Annotated in this window: 14 protein-coding genes; 7 read left to right on the forward strand and 7 right to left on the reverse strand. The window is 62.5% G+C overall.

The window, feature by feature from the left end; all coding sequences use genetic code 11:
- The 4 genes from AC1DY5_RS02215 to AC1DY5_RS02230 form a co-directional block, all read right to left on the reverse strand.
- The coding region (locus AC1DY5_RS02215; protein ID WP_478107977.1) for a maleylacetate reductase at positions 1-1,070 on the reverse strand (1,070 nt) is incomplete at its 3' end.
- A 14-nt stretch (positions 1,071-1,084) separates the two neighbouring features.
- The gene (locus tag AC1DY5_RS02220) at positions 1,085-2,761 is read right to left on the reverse strand and encodes an AMP-binding protein (protein ID WP_478107978.1); all 1,677 of its coding nucleotides are present in this window, start codon (positions 2,759-2,761) and stop codon (positions 1,085-1,087) included.
- A 29-nt stretch (positions 2,762-2,790) separates the two neighbouring features.
- Positions 2,791-3,579, reverse strand: a complete 789-nt coding sequence (locus AC1DY5_RS02225) for an enoyl-CoA hydratase/isomerase family protein (protein ID WP_478107980.1) — start codon at positions 3,577-3,579, stop codon at positions 2,791-2,793.
- 32 nt (positions 3,580-3,611) lie between these two features.
- On the reverse strand, positions 3,612-5,336 hold the full coding sequence (locus tag AC1DY5_RS02230) for a CocE/NonD family hydrolase (RefSeq protein ID WP_478107983.1): 1,725 nt from the start codon (positions 5,334-5,336) through the stop codon (positions 3,612-3,614).
- Between the two features lie 254 nt (positions 5,337-5,590).
- On the opposite strand from AC1DY5_RS02230, the gene AC1DY5_RS02235 reads away from it, so the two are divergent.
- Both AC1DY5_RS02235 and AC1DY5_RS02240 read left to right on the forward strand, forming a co-directional pair.
- Positions 5,591-5,806 carry a hypothetical protein gene (locus AC1DY5_RS02235; protein ID WP_478107985.1) on the forward strand — a complete coding sequence of 72 codons (216 nt, stop codon included), beginning with the start codon at positions 5,591-5,593 and terminating at the stop codon, positions 5,804-5,806.
- A 200-nt stretch (positions 5,807-6,006) separates the two neighbouring features.
- Positions 6,007-7,005 carry a LysR substrate-binding domain-containing protein gene (locus AC1DY5_RS02240; RefSeq protein ID WP_478107988.1) on the forward strand — a complete coding sequence of 333 codons (999 nt, stop codon included), beginning with the start codon at positions 6,007-6,009 and terminating at the stop codon, positions 7,003-7,005.
- Positions 7,006-7,055: 50 nt separating this feature from the next.
- Here AC1DY5_RS02240 and AC1DY5_RS02245 read toward each other — a convergent pair whose 3' ends face one another.
- Together AC1DY5_RS02245 and AC1DY5_RS02250 are read right to left on the reverse strand one after the other, a co-directional pair.
- Entirely contained in the window at positions 7,056-7,754 is a 699-nt protein-coding gene (locus AC1DY5_RS02245; RefSeq protein ID WP_478107990.1) for a pirin family protein, read from the reverse strand.
- 138 nt (positions 7,755-7,892) lie between these two features.
- Entirely contained in the window at positions 7,893-8,681 is a 789-nt protein-coding gene (locus tag AC1DY5_RS02250; RefSeq protein ID WP_478107992.1) for an enoyl-CoA hydratase/isomerase family protein, read from the reverse strand.
- A gap of 103 nt (positions 8,682-8,784) precedes the next feature.
- Between AC1DY5_RS02250 and AC1DY5_RS02255 the strand changes: the two genes are divergently transcribed.
- The 3 genes from AC1DY5_RS02255 (at position 8,785) to AC1DY5_RS02265 (ending at position 11,322) form a co-directional block, all read left to right on the forward strand.
- A complete protein-coding gene (locus AC1DY5_RS02255; protein WP_478107994.1) occupies positions 8,785-9,396 on the forward strand; it encodes a bacteriohemerythrin in 612 nt (203 codons plus the stop codon).
- Positions 9,396-10,358, forward strand: coding sequence for a PDR/VanB family oxidoreductase (locus AC1DY5_RS02260; RefSeq protein WP_478107996.1), 963 nt, complete (start codon positions 9,396-9,398; stop codon positions 10,356-10,358). Before AC1DY5_RS02255 ends, AC1DY5_RS02260 begins: the two co-directional genes overlap by 1 nt.
- A 145-nt stretch (positions 10,359-10,503) precedes the next feature.
- Positions 10,504-11,322, forward strand: a complete 819-nt coding sequence (locus tag AC1DY5_RS02265; RefSeq protein WP_478107999.1) for an SDR family NAD(P)-dependent oxidoreductase — start codon at positions 10,504-10,506, stop codon at positions 11,320-11,322.
- Here the strand turns inward: AC1DY5_RS02265 and AC1DY5_RS02270 are convergent.
- Complete coding sequence (locus AC1DY5_RS02270) at positions 11,279-11,950, reverse strand: MarR family winged helix-turn-helix transcriptional regulator (RefSeq protein ID WP_478108001.1); 672 nt, start codon at positions 11,948-11,950, stop codon at positions 11,279-11,281. The two genes, AC1DY5_RS02265 and AC1DY5_RS02270, sit on opposite strands and share 44 nt — an antisense overlap.
- A 43-nt stretch (positions 11,951-11,993) precedes the next feature.
- Between AC1DY5_RS02270 and AC1DY5_RS02275 the strand changes: the two genes are divergently transcribed.
- Positions 11,994-13,319 carry an ABC transporter substrate-binding protein gene (locus AC1DY5_RS02275; RefSeq protein WP_478108002.1) on the forward strand — a complete coding sequence of 442 codons (1,326 nt, stop codon included), beginning with the start codon at positions 11,994-11,996 and terminating at the stop codon, positions 13,317-13,319.
- Between the two features lie 37 nt (positions 13,320-13,356).
- Positions 13,357-14,226, forward strand: a complete 870-nt coding sequence (locus tag AC1DY5_RS02280; protein WP_478108005.1) for a branched-chain amino acid ABC transporter permease — start codon at positions 13,357-13,359, stop codon at positions 14,224-14,226.
- Position 14,227: the final 1 nt, after the last annotated feature.

The following is a 14,227-nucleotide window of genomic DNA, read 5'->3' on the forward strand; positions in this document are numbered from 1 at the left end:
TGATAGGCGTCATCAAGCAGGGCGCGAATGGCCGCTCTCTCGACGGGCCGAGGATTCCAGTAAGGGGCGGACGTCGCAATATCCGCCGCCTTGTCGAGATCGGCCTCGGACATTCCGATGGCCTTCAGCGACGTTGGGGCACCCGGGGATTCGGCCAGGTCGAACAGGCCGGCTCCAGCCGCGTCGACGCCGAGTGCTCGAGCGACGCGCTCGAGCGCCCTGGGGGCCGCACTCTGGTTGAACGCGGCGACGTGCGGAAGGATGACCGTGTGGGTCTGCGCGTGGGGAAGGTCAAAGCTTCCGCCGAGCGTGTGGCAGAGCTTGTGGTGCAGGCCCATGCCCACCGTGCCGAGGCAGTTGCCGCAGGCCCAGGCGCCGTAGAGGGCGTCAGATCGCGCCTTGAGGTTCCTGGGGTCGGCGGCAATGATCGGCAGCGCGGTCGCAAGGGCAGCAAGGCCTTGTTCCGCCAGCATGGAAGTCACGGGGTTGGCGTCCCTGGCGTACAACGCCTCGACGGCGTGCGCCATGGCATTTATGCCAGACACGACCGACAGGCCGACCGGCATGCCGAGCGTCAGGTCGACGTCGTAGACGATGACAGGCGGGAGCACCTTAGGGGACCGCAACGTGGTCTTTCGCCCTTGCTCCGTCTGTCCCAGGATGGGGGTTGCTTCGGAGCCTGCATAGGTCGTTGGGACGACGATTTGCGGCAGGCCGGTGCGCAATGCCAGGGCCTTGCTCAGGCCCGTCGTCGAACCGCCACCCAGAGCGACAAGGCAATCGGGCGATGCGGCGTCCAGCCTCTTCTCGATCTGCTCCGTCACCTCGACAGGCGTGTGCATGACAACGTCGGTGGACAGGCCCACGGCGCGATCGCCAAGCAGTCCGAGGATCCTGGCCGCGGCCGTCTGTTCGTGGTGCGCATCCGGCAGCACGAATGCCCGGCTGCAGTCCATGAGGCTCATTTCCTCCGCGATTCGCTCGATCGTCCCGTGTCCGAAGACGACCCGGCCTTGCAGCGGCGTGTATTCAAACGCTTCCATGTTGTTCTCGTATTCGACCATCGGCATGCGCGTTCGGCGCTTCAGTGCCGCGACTGCCCGAGCTCCTTGATCATGTGTTCGCGCATCTGGAACTTCTGGATCTTGCCGGTCACGGTCGTCGGGAACTCCTGCACCATGCGGATATGGCGCGGCACTTTGTAGTGCGCGATCTGGTCGCGGCAGAACGCGCGCACTGCATCTTCATCGAGCTGGACTCCGGCGCGAGGAATGACCCAAGCACAGAGTTCCTCGCCATACTTCTCGTCGGGCACGCCGATCACCTGGACATCTTGGATGTCGGGGTGCCGGTAGAGGAACTCTTCGATTTCGCGTGGATAGATGTTCTCCCCACCCCGGATCACCATGTCCTTGATGCGACCTACGATGCGGCAGTAACCGTCGCTGTCGATAGAAGCGAGATCGCCCGTATGCATCCATTCGTCAGCGTCAATGGCTTCCTTGGTCCGCGCCTCGTCGTTCCAGTAGCCCAGCATCACGGAGTAGCCTCGCGTGCAAAGCTCGCCGGATTCGCCGCGAGGCACGGTCTTGCCTTCACGATCCACGATCTTGACCTCGAGGTGGGGCTGAATTCGACCGACGGTGGAGACGCGCAGCTCGACAAGGTCGTCTCGGCTGCTCTGGAAGCTCACAGGACTTGTCTCCGTCATGCCGTAGGCGATGGTGATTTCGCTCATGTGCATCTTGGAGATGACTTCTTTCATCACCTCGACCGGGCATGGCGCGCCGGCCATGATTCCGCGTCGCAGCGACGAGACGTCGTAATGCTCGAACCCTGGAAGATTGAGTTGCGCGATGAACATGGTGGGCACGCCGTACAAGACGTCGCACTTCTCCGCAGCGATGGCACCAAGCGTGGCAGCGGGATCGAAAGACTCGCCCGGGTAGACCATGGTTGCTGCATGAGTGAGGCAGCCCAGGTTCCCCATGACCATGCCGAAGCAGTGATACAGCGGTACTGGGATGCAGACTCGCGAGCCCGACTCGATGCCGGTGGCCTCTCCAACGAAAAATCCGTTGTTGAGGAGGTTGTGATGCGACAGCGTGGCGCCTTTGGGAAGGCCCGTCGTTCCACTCGTGAATTGGATGTTGACCGGCCCATGGGGGTCGACGGCTGTCGCCACCGACTCGAGCCATTCTTTCGCTGCGCTGTCGGCCTTCGCAGAGACATCCGAGAAGGGAATACAGCCTGCGTGCAATTCATCGCCAATGGTGATGACATGCTTGAGCGCCGGCAACCTGGCACTGGTCAGGACGTCCTTGTCGTTGGCGAGTTCCGGAGCCAGCGCGTTCAGCATCGCGAGGTAGTCGCTGGACTTGTATCGGAGTGCCGTGATGAGCGCTCGGCATTCGACCGCCTGCAGCACGTGCTCGAGTTCGCCGACTCGGTAGGCAGGGTTGATGTTGACGAGAACCAACCCGGCCTTGGCGGTCGCAAACTGGGCGACGGTCCACTCCGCGCAGTTCGGCGCCCAGATGCCGACCCGATCGCCTGGCTCCAGGCCGAGGCGCAGCAAGCCCGCGGCAAGAGCGTCCGAATTCGCCTTGAGGTCCGAGTAGGTCCATCGCACATGCTGGTGGGGGACTATCAGCGCCAGCCGCGCGCCATCGCGCTCGGCAACACCGTCCAGATAGGCGCCGATCGTCTCCTCGATCAGAGTCGTCGAACGGTGGCCGGATACGTAGCTTTCTTGAATCACAGGTCGCTCTCCTGGGGCGAGGTGGACGTTTACTTGCCCTCGAATGTCATTTCGGACGGCTCTGTGTCCGCGTCGAAGGCCTTGGCGGTATGGATGAAGCCGCGCTGCACATCCTGGGTGTGGAAGAGTTCCATCGTGACATCGGGCATCACTGCATCGGCTGCGGTGATGCCGCCGCCCGACCAGGCCTTCAGGATCGTGCGGGTCGCCATGTAAGAGCGGGTGGGGCCCACCGCCAGACGCTGGGCCAGCGCGTCGGCCTCGGCGTCGAGCCGGGCCTCCGGAACGACGTGTGTGGCGATGCCCAGCTCGCCGGCCTCCTTGCCGAGAATGGGATCGCCCAGCATGGAGAAGCGGGAGGCGCGGCCGCGACCCACGCGTTCGGCGAGGCGCTGCAAGGCCCCCGCGATCGGCAGCATCGCGGTGGTGACTTCCACGCAGCGAAAGRCGGCGTCCTCCGCCGCGACGACGAAATCGCAGGCGAGCGCGAGTTCAAGACCCCCGCCGAAGGCAAGGCCGCGCACGACCGCGACGGTCGGGACGCGAAGCGCCTCAATGGCGCGGTAGGAGGCATTCACGTCCGACACGAAGGTTCGGAACCAGTGGATGTCCTTGCCCGGCCACACGCGGACTTCGCCACCCATGCTGAAGTTCGGCCCCTCGGCGCGAATCACCAGGACGCGGATGTCGCTTTCGCTGGCGGCGTGAACGGCCTCGCGAAGGGACGCCGCGTACTGAAGATCGATGCGGTTGTACGGAGGATTGGCGAGCACGATGCTGCCGATGTTTTCGCGACGTTCGAAACGAATGGTGGTCATGATCTGGTACCTCTTCGGGGCGGGATTGCGGACTAGCTCGGAATGATCGGCAGCAGCAGGTGCGAGGGCCTGTCGGCATCGCGGTAGATCCGATGCGTCACCGTCGTACTGCTGCAGATGTGGTAGGGGATGTATTCCACGTTCGTCATCGCGCCGGTCCCGGTCGGAACATCCATGCTCGCGATCTCGAGGCAGATCCGGTGGCCGGCCTTGAATTGGTTGGCCGTTGCCAGGATCTCGATCTTGTATTCGACGACCTCGCCGGGCTTTACCGGTGAAATCGAGTCATGGGTGAGCTTGTGGAACGGCTTCCACGGTGTTGACCGGGTTTCGTCGAGGGCGCGATACGATGCCTTGAGCCAGCCACGGGTGAGTTCGCGCTCCGGAAGGTCTACTGGCACATCGCGCTCGCCCTCGCGCGCCGTTCGTACGGAGACGTCAGGGCCGACGTCCTTGAGGATGACGATCCAGTTCGTGTCTTCCTGGTCGATGGCAGCGTGCAGGGTCAGCGAGACGGGACCGGCCACGGTGACGTCGTGCGGCATCGGCTCGGTCATGTATCGCAGGCGCTCGACCTTCGTGGTTCGGGTGACGGGCATCTGCGTGAACACGTCCGGTTCGCGCGCCGATGCGCCAAGTTCGGCGGTGGGCCGGGGCGGCTCCGTGCTCAGCGTTTCCCAGTGCGACAGGTAGTACTTCTGCCACTGCGTCTCGGGCAATGGCCAATCCTGGCCCGTGCGCCACTCGTTGGCCCCCATGAGCCAGTAGCGCACCGGTGGCTCGTTCATGATGCCGGTGTCCTTGCCCTTGAGCCAGTGGTCGTACCAACGGATGATCTCGTCGTGGTACTGGTGGAAAGGGCGCTCCAGATGCGCCGGCCCGGTGAACAACAACTTCTTCGGCTGGTCGACGTTCTGGAAGTAGTTCTGTGCACCGAGCCAGTGAAGCTTGTAGGTGTAGGCGTAGGCGCCGGAGCCGGTGTAGAACGGGATCTTGATCTTCTTGAAGGTCTCTTCCGAACGCTCGACGACACCGTCTGCTTCCCAGGGCTGCGTCATCATCAAGTACATGACGAAGGTGCGCTGGCCCTTCTGGGTGAGGATGTTGTACAGGTTGACGTATTGCTTGTAGTCCGGGTTGCGCATGGCATCGCGCCACAGCGATTCTTGCTCGGGGGGAAGCTCGGTGGGGATGTCGCGCGATTCGTGAACCGTGCTGAAGACGTCCAACAGGTAGGGGAAGGAGTGGACGACACCTCCGGGGTTGAAATCCCGGAAGCCGAACATCCCACCGTACGCGCTGCACGCATCGTAGGGAAATATCGCCTTGAGCGCAGGGTGGCCTTGCGCGGCCGCACGCCACTGTTCTCCAGCATAGCCGGATATCCCCACCATGCCGACCTTGCCGTTGGACCACGGTTGCTGGGTGATCCACTCGATAAGGTCGTAGTGATCGGTGTCCTCGTGACCGTAGTGCCCCTCCGACTTTGCAGACCCGCGCGGTTGTGCAATGACATGAACGTAGCCGTTGGCAATGAATCGGCGCGTGTCCCCGGCCTCGATCGGTCCGAACCACAGCGGTGCATGGGCCGGTTGAGGCGGCAAGATGTCGGAAATATCGGGGCCTTGAATGTCCTTGTTGTGCAAGGCGCATGCGTAGAGGACGGGGTAGTTCCCCGGTTCGTCCGGCCGATAGACGTCCACCGCTAAACGGGTTCCGTCACGCATCGTGACGATGAGGTCGCGTTCTTCAATCATTGCCTACGTCTCCTATGCCTTTGCTTCGTGCTTAAAACTGTACGTTCGTAAAGTATAAGAAGACTTCAGGCAAACGCAAGCGTCGATTGAGTTGGAGGGCGTTCGTTGGGTAAATTTCCGTGCGCCAAATCAGCCCGTTTCAGAGGGAGCGCAGCGACCGTTGCTGGTGCAGCAAAGGTGCGTTCTTGGCATTGCTCTGGGTTCACACGGGCTTTCGGCCTAGATTGGCTCCATCCAAGCCGTAGAAGACAAGCATGGCCACCACCACGCAAACACTCTCATCGTCATTCGAGATTCGGTTCGCGACGCTCTCCAACGAAGGTCGCGGCCTTGTGTTTCCGTGTGACGAAGAAGGTCACGTCGACATCGATGCGCTCAGTGAGCGCAGTCGCAACAACTACTTCTTCGCTCGCGCCATGCTCGGGCGCGAGTACGCGACTCCGCGCGTCTTGCGGTCAGCGAATTTTTGAGTCCCGCTAGACCCGGCGGCTCGCTTGAGAGCTGAAGGAAATCAGGGAACAGGTTCAAGCCCTGGAGAGTGGGGGCAATCGCGGAGGTACTGTATCTCAGTCAAAGCGTGTTCAGACGAGCGGAGCCGGCTCTTTTCCGCCAGGCTTAACTTCTGAGGAACTCGGGGCAGCCATCCTTTGGACCAAGGAAGATGATCTGTGTGATCATCAAATCTCAGCTGACGATTTCTGAAAGAGGGCGGGACGCCGGCTTTCCATTCAACGAGGAGGAGGAGCAAGAGATGTCGGAAATCCTTGATCTGAACGACCTGTATCTGTTTGCCAAGGTCGTGGAGCATCGCGGCTACTCGGCTGCCGGGCGTGCGCTCGGCATTCCAACGTCGAAACTGAGCCGGCGAGTCTCCGAACTGGAGCGACAACTCGGTGCTCACCTGATCAATCGGACGTCGCGAAGCATCTCGTTGTCGAACGCCGGGGAGAATTTCTATCGACACTGTGTGGCTGTGGTTGCGGAGGCCAAGGCTGCCCGCGAGGCAGTCGAGCGAGCGCTCGCGGCACCTCAGGGCCTGGTACGCATCAGTTGCCCCGTCGGGCTATTGATGAGCGGTGTCGGACCGATTCTGTCTCGCTACATGGCCGACAATCCGGCTGTACGCGTTCATGTGGAGGCGACGAACAGGCCCGTCGACGTGGTTGAAGAAGGCTTCGATCTTGCCGTTCGCGTGCGTTTACCCCCGTTGGAGGACTCGGACCTGGCGTTGCGCGTCCTGGGCGAGTCGCGGATGACAATGGTGTGCAGTCGTTGGTTCATCGCGCAGCATGGCGAACCGACTTCGGGCGACGAGCTTTCCAAGCTGCCGACCTTGAGCATGACGCGCCCGGGCAACAAGCTCTCCTGGCGATTCACCGGTCCCGAAGGCCTCGAGATCGACGTCCCGCACACTCCGCGCCTCGCCACTGACGACCTTTCCTTGCTGCTGACCGGTGCGCTGGACGGCATAGGTATTGCGCTTCTGCCGGAGACGTTGATTCGCAAATACGTGGCTGACGGATCGCTCTTCGAAGTGCTGCCCAGCCTGAAGACTGCGTCCGGTCTCGTCCACTTGGTTTTTGCATCCCGTCGCGGACTGGTTCCTGCAGTCCGTTCGCTCATTGAAGCGCTCGCCGAGGGCTTCAAGTTGCTGGGCGAACGGCCCTGAGTCTCTCGTCCCAGGATGAACTGGGCTCAGTGGCTTGGCGTCTGCGCCATTCACTGCACTTCGACCATCACTACCTCGGCATCCGTCGTGGCTTCGATGACCACCTGTGAAACCTCCGCAACCGCGACTCCGTCGCCCGCATCTACATCATCCCCGTTCACTCGCAGCGAACCCAGTGCGGCCACCAAATAAGCCTGGCTGGACGTCGAGAGGGAGTGGCTGACGATCTCGCCGGCCTTCAGTGTGACACCCATCACCCGCGCATCTGCCCGTATCGGCAGTGCGTCGTCGTCGCCTGACAGGCCGCTGGCCAGAGTGACCAATTGGCCAGCTCGATGGGTACGCGGAAATGGCTTCGACTGCCAACGAGGCTCTGCGCCAATCCGGTTTGATTCGATCCAGATCTGGTAGAGCTTCAACGGAGTTTCCTCGCGATTGAACTCCTCGTGCCGGATGCCAGATCCGGCACTGATGACTTGCACATCGCCAGCGGCAGTGGCGCCCGCGCCACCTGCGCTGTCCCGATGCGAGACGACGCCTTCGCGTATGTAAGAGATGATCTCGACATCGCGGTGTCCGTGCATTGGAAAGCCAGTCCCAGGCGCAATTTCATCGTCATTCCACACGATCAACGGCCCTAGTGGCAGATGCGCGGAGTTGCCCGTCGGCTTGACGATGAAGTGGTGGCGCGCCTTGAGCCATCCGAGGTGGTGGGCGTCGAGCGTGAGTTTACGTCTGTGCTGGATCATGGTGTCGAGGCAGTGATGCTGAGATACCAAAGCATAGGTACTTCTGTCGGCGTGCCAATCCTCCTGCGAGCAACTGTCCTATGCCAGAAATAGAAAGGTGTTGGACGACCGCTCTTCTTGCGTGATGAGATCGCGGCTTCAGCGGCCGAGAAAAATGACGGGTTCGGGTTCGACACCGCGCTTCATTGCGTCTGCGCGCGCCGTTCGGCCTCGGCGCGCGTCTTCGGTGTTGTGCAGGGGCATCGTGAGATCGAGCAGTACCGAGTCTGCGCCCGGGACGYCGCCCGCGGCCCATGCCTTCAGCAGCGCGCGAATGGCTGCGTAGGAGCGGGTGGGGCCGGTTGAGAGGCGGGTTGCCAATGCGGATGCAGCAGCTTCCACATCGGACTCCGGRRCAACGAACGCAGCGACACCCAGCTCGCCGGCGGTTGCRCCGGACATCGGCTCGCTGAGCATGACGTATCGCGCGGCACGCGATCGTCCCGCACGTTCGGCGAGCCGCTGGACACCTCCGGCGACCGGGGCCGTCCCAACCGACGCCTCGATGCAGCGGAACGAGGCGTTGTCCGCGGCCACGATCAAGTCGCAGGCGAGGGTCAGCTCAAAGGCTCCGCCCCAGGCCCTGCCGCGCACCGCGCARACGGTGGGTATCTGGAGCGCTTCGATGGCGCGGTACGCGTGGTGCATCTCGCTGATGAAGGTCCGCCAGGCGTTGAACTCCTTATCGATGAAGTCGAGGATGTCCCCGCCCTGGCTGAAGTTCGGGCCTTCGGCGCGGATGAGGAGGGCGCGGATGGTCGATTCGCTCGCCTGGTTGATGGCCTCCCTCAAGCGATCTGAAAATTCCGTGGTGATGAGGTTGAGCGGCGGATTGGCCAGCACGATGTGGCCAACGGACTCGTGGCGTTCGAAGCGAACAACTGACATTGCAGGTCTCCTTGGGTTGTGGGGTGAAATCTAACTCACATTGATCTTCCATGGAAGTCATTGTCTGACACTGTTACGCTGAACATCTGCAACTACGGCGCACATGTACACGACGCCAACCTCGCGCACCAAGGGTTTTCCCTATTTCGATCTCGGTCATGCTCACATATCTTCCACGGAAGATGTTATTGATCTTCTGAAGAATTTCCCGGGCGCGTGTGAGCTGCGCCAAAGACTGGAGACCAAGCCGAACATGACCGAGAACACATTCACTTGGAGCGACGAATTCGAGGTGGGTCACGACGAAATGGACGCAACGCACAGGGAATTCGTCTCATGCGTCGACGCGCTGCTGCGTGCGCCAGATGACCAGTTGGCCACGCGGCTCGAGGCGTTCGCTGAACACGCGAAGCGTCACTTCGCCGAGGAAGACGAGGCGATGCGGCGCGGCGCCTACAACGCCGGCGGCTGCCACGTCGATGAGCATGCGGCGGTCCTGAAGTCGCTGGACGCAGTGCAGGAGGCATTGCGCGAAGGGCGGCCGACTGTCGTCCGCGCTTTCGCCGAAGCACTTGCCGATTGGTTCCCGGAACACGCACGCGTGATGGATCTGGGCCTGGCGCGATGGATGGTGCAACAGCGACTGGGCGGCGCGCCGATCCTCATTCGACACCGCTCAGGCGCCGTCGCGCGTCAACCCATTGGAGTTCAGTGATGGAAGTGCTCATGCGAGTGACAGTCAGCGCCCGTTCCGAACTGGGGGAAGGGACAGCCGGATTTGAACTGGCCGCAGTCGACGGAAGCGCGCTGCCGCCGTTCGAGGCCGGCTCCCACATCGATATCCACCTGCCGGGCGGACTGATTCGCCAGTACTCCTTGCACGACCTACCGAGCGAACCTGCGCGATACCGCATCGGCGTACTGCGTGAACCGCAATCGCGCGGGGGTTCCGCGGCGCTCGTAGACGGCGTGAAGGTTGGCGACGAACTGGACATCAGCGTTCCCCGCAACCACTTCGCACTGGACAAGAGCGCCGGACGATCCATCCTGCTGGCAGGCGGCATCGGCATCACGCCGATCCTGTGCATGGCGGAACAACTCGCGCAGCAGCGGCGCGCGTTCGAACTGCACTATTGCGGACGGACGATCAGCCGGATGGCATTTGTCGAGCGGCTTCGATCCAGCCCCTATGCCGGTGACGTGCACATCCATGTCGATGACGGGCCGAGGGAGCAGATGCTGGACGCCGCCGCCGCGATCGGCCCGCCGAATCCCGAAACGCATCTCTACGTGTGCGGCCCCGCGGGCTTCATGGACCACGTGCTCGAGACCGCGCGCAAGCTCGGCTGGAAGGAGCCGCAACTGCATCGGGAGTACTTCGCGGCCGCGCCGATCGACCATTCGGCCGACGGACCTTTCGAGATCGAGCTGAAGAGCGGCGGCCGGGTGATCAAGGTCGACGCCGACAAGAGCGCGGCCGAAGCGCTGAGAGATTCCGGCATCGCCATCGCCGTGTCGTGCGAGCAAGGCGTCTGTGGCACTTGCGTCACTCGCGTGCTCGCCGGCCTGCCGGACCACCGCGATCTGTACCTGACGGATGCCGAGCACGAACAGAACGACTGCTTCACGCCATGTTGTTCGCGTGCGCGCACACCCCGGCTCGTGCTGGAGCTCTGACCCCTTTGACCCCCACCACCGAAAGAAACTCACATGCTCAGTCAACAGGACAACGAAACGGCATCCCGTMCCGGCGATGGTGCGACCCTGTGGCAGGACCGGCTGCCCTCACGTCGCGAAGTGCTTGCTGCATGAGGAGCCGGAGATGACCGTACAGACGCCCGACTACAGCGTTCCCGACTACCTCCAACAGCTTCGACTGGACGGCAGGAATTTCGTCGTGCTCGGCGCCGGACAGGGCATCGGCGAGGCGACGACCCACGCTCTCGCCCAGGCGGGTGCACGCGTGATGTGCGTCGATCGCGAAGAAGAACTGGCCGTGGGGATCGCCAAGGCCGTCAACGGCGTGCACTTTGCAGGCGACGTCACGTCGCGCGAAAACATGCAGCGAGCTTTCGACGCCGCCGTTCGCAGCTTCGGCCAGGTTCACGGTGTCGTCGACATCATCGGCATGGCCGATCTTCGGCCGCTAGTGGAGTTCGACGATGCCGCATGGGATCGGCAGTTCGACGTTGTCGTCCGCCACGCGTTCCTGGCCGTCCAGATCGGCGCTGAGCTGATCGCGAAGGCCGGAGGCGGGACCATCACCTTCGTGGGATCGGTGGCCGGCGACCGCATCATTCCGCGCGAAACCGCGTATGCCAGTTCGAAGGCAGCCCTCCACCACTTCGTGCGCGGTGCAGGCGCCGAATACGCGCCGAGGGGCGTTCGCGTGAATGCGGTGTCGCCTGGATTCGTGAGAACACCTCGCCTRAACCAGATGCTCGGCGACGAGGCATGGCGTGCGGTAGGCGAATCGATCCCGATCGGCCGCGCGGCGATGCCGGCCGAGATTGCAGGCCCGATTCTTTTCCTCGCATCAAATCTCAGCGCTCACATGACCGGCCAGATCGTCGTGGTCGACGGGGGCTCGACCAATCTCACGCCGTTTCCGAAGGTCTTCGGCGCGCCGAAGAAATCCTGAGTCGCGATGGCAATGTCCCGTGTGTATGACCCGGGGCATCCTCAGGTTCCATTTCTGAGATTTCCAGCATGGACAAGACCCGCAACGCAAACGTAGTCCCGCGCTTGCGGTCTTCCGGTGAAAGATGGGACATGGCAGGCGCCAGGGCAGAGTGATTGGCCAGGTGTTCAACCGCCAATTCCACGACCTGCTGGCCTTTCTTCGTGAGGTGCACCAGGAAGCCTCCACTGTGGCCCGGATCGTGAAGGCGCTCCACGTAGCCTGCTTCCACCAGCCGATCGACTTTCTTTGTGATTGCGCCCGAAGTCACCAGCAGTGCGCGAAACAGATCCGTCGGCCGCTTGACGTAGGGGGGACCGCTGCGCCGAAGGGCCAGCATCAGACGCATGTCTCCCCCGTTGATGCCGTATTCCTTCTGACAGTGGCGGTCGTACGCACGATCGACCAGCGTGCCAAGGCGCATGAAGTAGATCGCCAGAAGGAAGTTCTGCAGATCCAGGTCTTGCCGCTCGGTCTGCCATTGCATGGTGATCAGTTCGCTGATGCTGGGTCTCACGTGTCGTTCCTGGCGTGAACCATCCGCTTCCGGCGCGGCACTGTGTGAATCGGCGGTGTATTGATCTTCCATAGAAACATACGCTCTTCAAGGCGGCCATCTTACGCGGCCTTGCTTGCGTGCGGAAAGAGGCGATTCTCCGAGTGAACTAATGGTTTGCCCTATAGAGATTCTGCGCAGCTGCATATATCTTCCATGGAAGACGAAATCAACAAGCGTGAGATTACTTCTTGTCGCGCGTGCTCTTCTCCACGAGGTGAAACCAATGAGAATGCCATTTGCCCGTCTGCTGGGAATTGCCGCTGCTGGCATTTTCTTCAGCGCTTCCGTTGCAGCGCAGGAGCCCATCAAGATCGGCTTCGTCGGCCCCTACACCGGCCCGTTCGCGGTGGCAGGCCAGTCGTTTCGGTACGGCGTCGAGGCGTACATGGCCCTCAACGGCGCAAGCGTCGGTAACCGACCGGTCGAAGTGATCTACAGGGACAGTGCAGGCGCTGATGCCACTCTCGCGAAGCGTCTGGCGGAAGAGCTCGTTGTCAAGGACAAGGTGGCCATGCTGGGCGGCTTCTACCTGAGCCCGGAAGTGGCAGCGACCGCTCCTGTTGCAAACGCCGCCAAGGTGCCCCTGTTCATCGTCAACGCCGCGACGCCTTCCCTGATGAAGCTGTCGCCGTACTTTGTCCGCATGGGCCAGGCGATCAACCAGCCGGCGGAGCTGGCTGCCACCTACGCGCGCCAACAGGGCGAGTCACGGGGCTTCGTCGCGGTAGGAGACTACGGCCCGGGGCATATCGTGGAGCAGGCCTTCATGGCCAAGTTCTCGGCCGACGGCGGGCAAATGGTCGGCAACGTGCGCGTGCCGCTGAACACCACCGATTTCGCCCCGATTGCAGAGCGCATCGCCAACGCCAACCCCGACGTGTTGCAGATCTTTCTCCCCCCTGGCGCCGCCTCTGTGGGCTTCAGCAAGGCGCTGGCTGCACGCGGCCTGACGGAAAAGGTGTTGATCATCGGCCAGGGCGAGGCCGAGGACAGCGACCTCCCGCTGTTCGACGACTCGATCGTCGGCTTCAAGTCCATCATCTACATCGACGCAAATGCTAAGAACGCGGAGAACACGGCCTTCGCTGCCTGGCTGCTGAAGAACGTCGGGCCTACCGCTCGTCCCAACTCCTTCAGTATCGGCGCGTACGACGCCATGCACCTCGCCTACAAGATGATCCGCGACCAGGCGGGCAAGCCATTCAACGGCGAGGCGGGCGTCAAGTCCCTGGCCGGCTACACATGGAAGAGCCCGCGTGGCAACGTGACCATCGACCCGGCCACCCGGGAACTCGTGCAGAACTTCTACTTGCGCGAAGTGGTGAAGGACAGCGACGGCACGAAGCGCAACAAGGTCGTGAAGACCTGGGAGCAGGTGAACCCCGCGTCGCTGAACTGAAGCAGCGCCTTCGAAGACTCCCATCGATCGGACGCCCGTGAACACCATTGCATTCATCCTCCTGTACGGGCTGTCGTATGGCCTGGTCCTGTGCCTTATAGCACTCGGCCTTGTCGTCACCATGGGCTTGATGCGGGTCATCAACCTCGCACATGGCGCCTTCGCCGCCATCGGCGGGTATTTGGCGATCAGCCTGATGCAGCAGCAGGGCTGGCCCTATGCGGTCGCGGTGCCGGCCGCGGTGCTCGCGGTGGCGGCGTTCGGCGTCGCCGCCGAGCGCTTGCTCTATGTGCATCTGTACAAGCGCAGCGACCTCGATCAGGTGCTGGTGACCATCGGCTTCAACTTTGTCGTCATTGCATTGCTGACGATGTGGTTCGGACCCAACGTCACGCGCATCGACCTCCCGGCATACCTCAAGGGCAACATCGATCTCGGGATCCGCGAGTTCGAGGTGTACCGCGTCGTCTCGGCTGTCATTTGCCTGGTGATCATCGGCGCGCTGTGGTGGGTGTTCGAGCGCACCAGCACTGGCGCACGGCTTCGTGCCGCGGTGGACAACCGTGGCATGGCCCAGGCAATGGGCATGAACGTACCGATGCTCTTCTCGGCGACTTTCGCGCTGGGCTGCGGCCTCGCCGCACTCGGCGGAGTGCTGGCGGCGCCTATGTTGCCGATGGAGCCGATGTGGCCGCTCAAGCACCTGGTGCTGGTGCTGGTGATCGTGGCGCTTGCCGGGCACGGCCAGGTGATGGCCTCGGTCGCCGTCGCGGTGATCGTCGGCCTTGTCGAGACGGCCGGCCGCTACCTCTTCCCGCAGTCCGGCGCCTTTCTCATCTACTTGCTTCTCATCGGGCTGATCGTGTGGCGGCCCGACGGCCTGCTCGCCCGTGCTCGCACGGCCTGAA

This window comes from Variovorax sp. P4_D9 (assembly GCF_056401695.1).

Coding starts and splice junctions, on each gene's coding strand:
- AC1DY5_RS02255 (WP_478107994.1), top strand. CDS start 8,785: ATGTACACGACGCCAACCTCGCGCACCAAGGGTTTTCCCTATTTCGAT.
- AC1DY5_RS02245 (WP_478107990.1), bottom strand. CDS start 7,754: ATGATCCAGCACAGACGTAAACTCACGCTCGACGCCCACCACCTCGGA.
- AC1DY5_RS02260 (WP_478107996.1), top strand. CDS start 9,396: ATGGAAGTGCTCATGCGAGTGACAGTCAGCGCCCGTTCCGAACTGGGG.
- AC1DY5_RS02230 (WP_478107983.1), bottom strand. CDS start 5,336: ATGATTGAAGAACGCGACCTCATCGTCACGATGCGTGACGGAACCCGT.
- AC1DY5_RS02235 (WP_478107985.1), top strand. CDS start 5,591: ATGGCCACCACCACGCAAACACTCTCATCGTCATTCGAGATTCGGTTC.
- AC1DY5_RS02270 (WP_478108001.1), bottom strand. CDS start 11,950: ATGGAAGATCAATACACCGCCGATTCACACAGTGCCGCGCCGGAAGCG.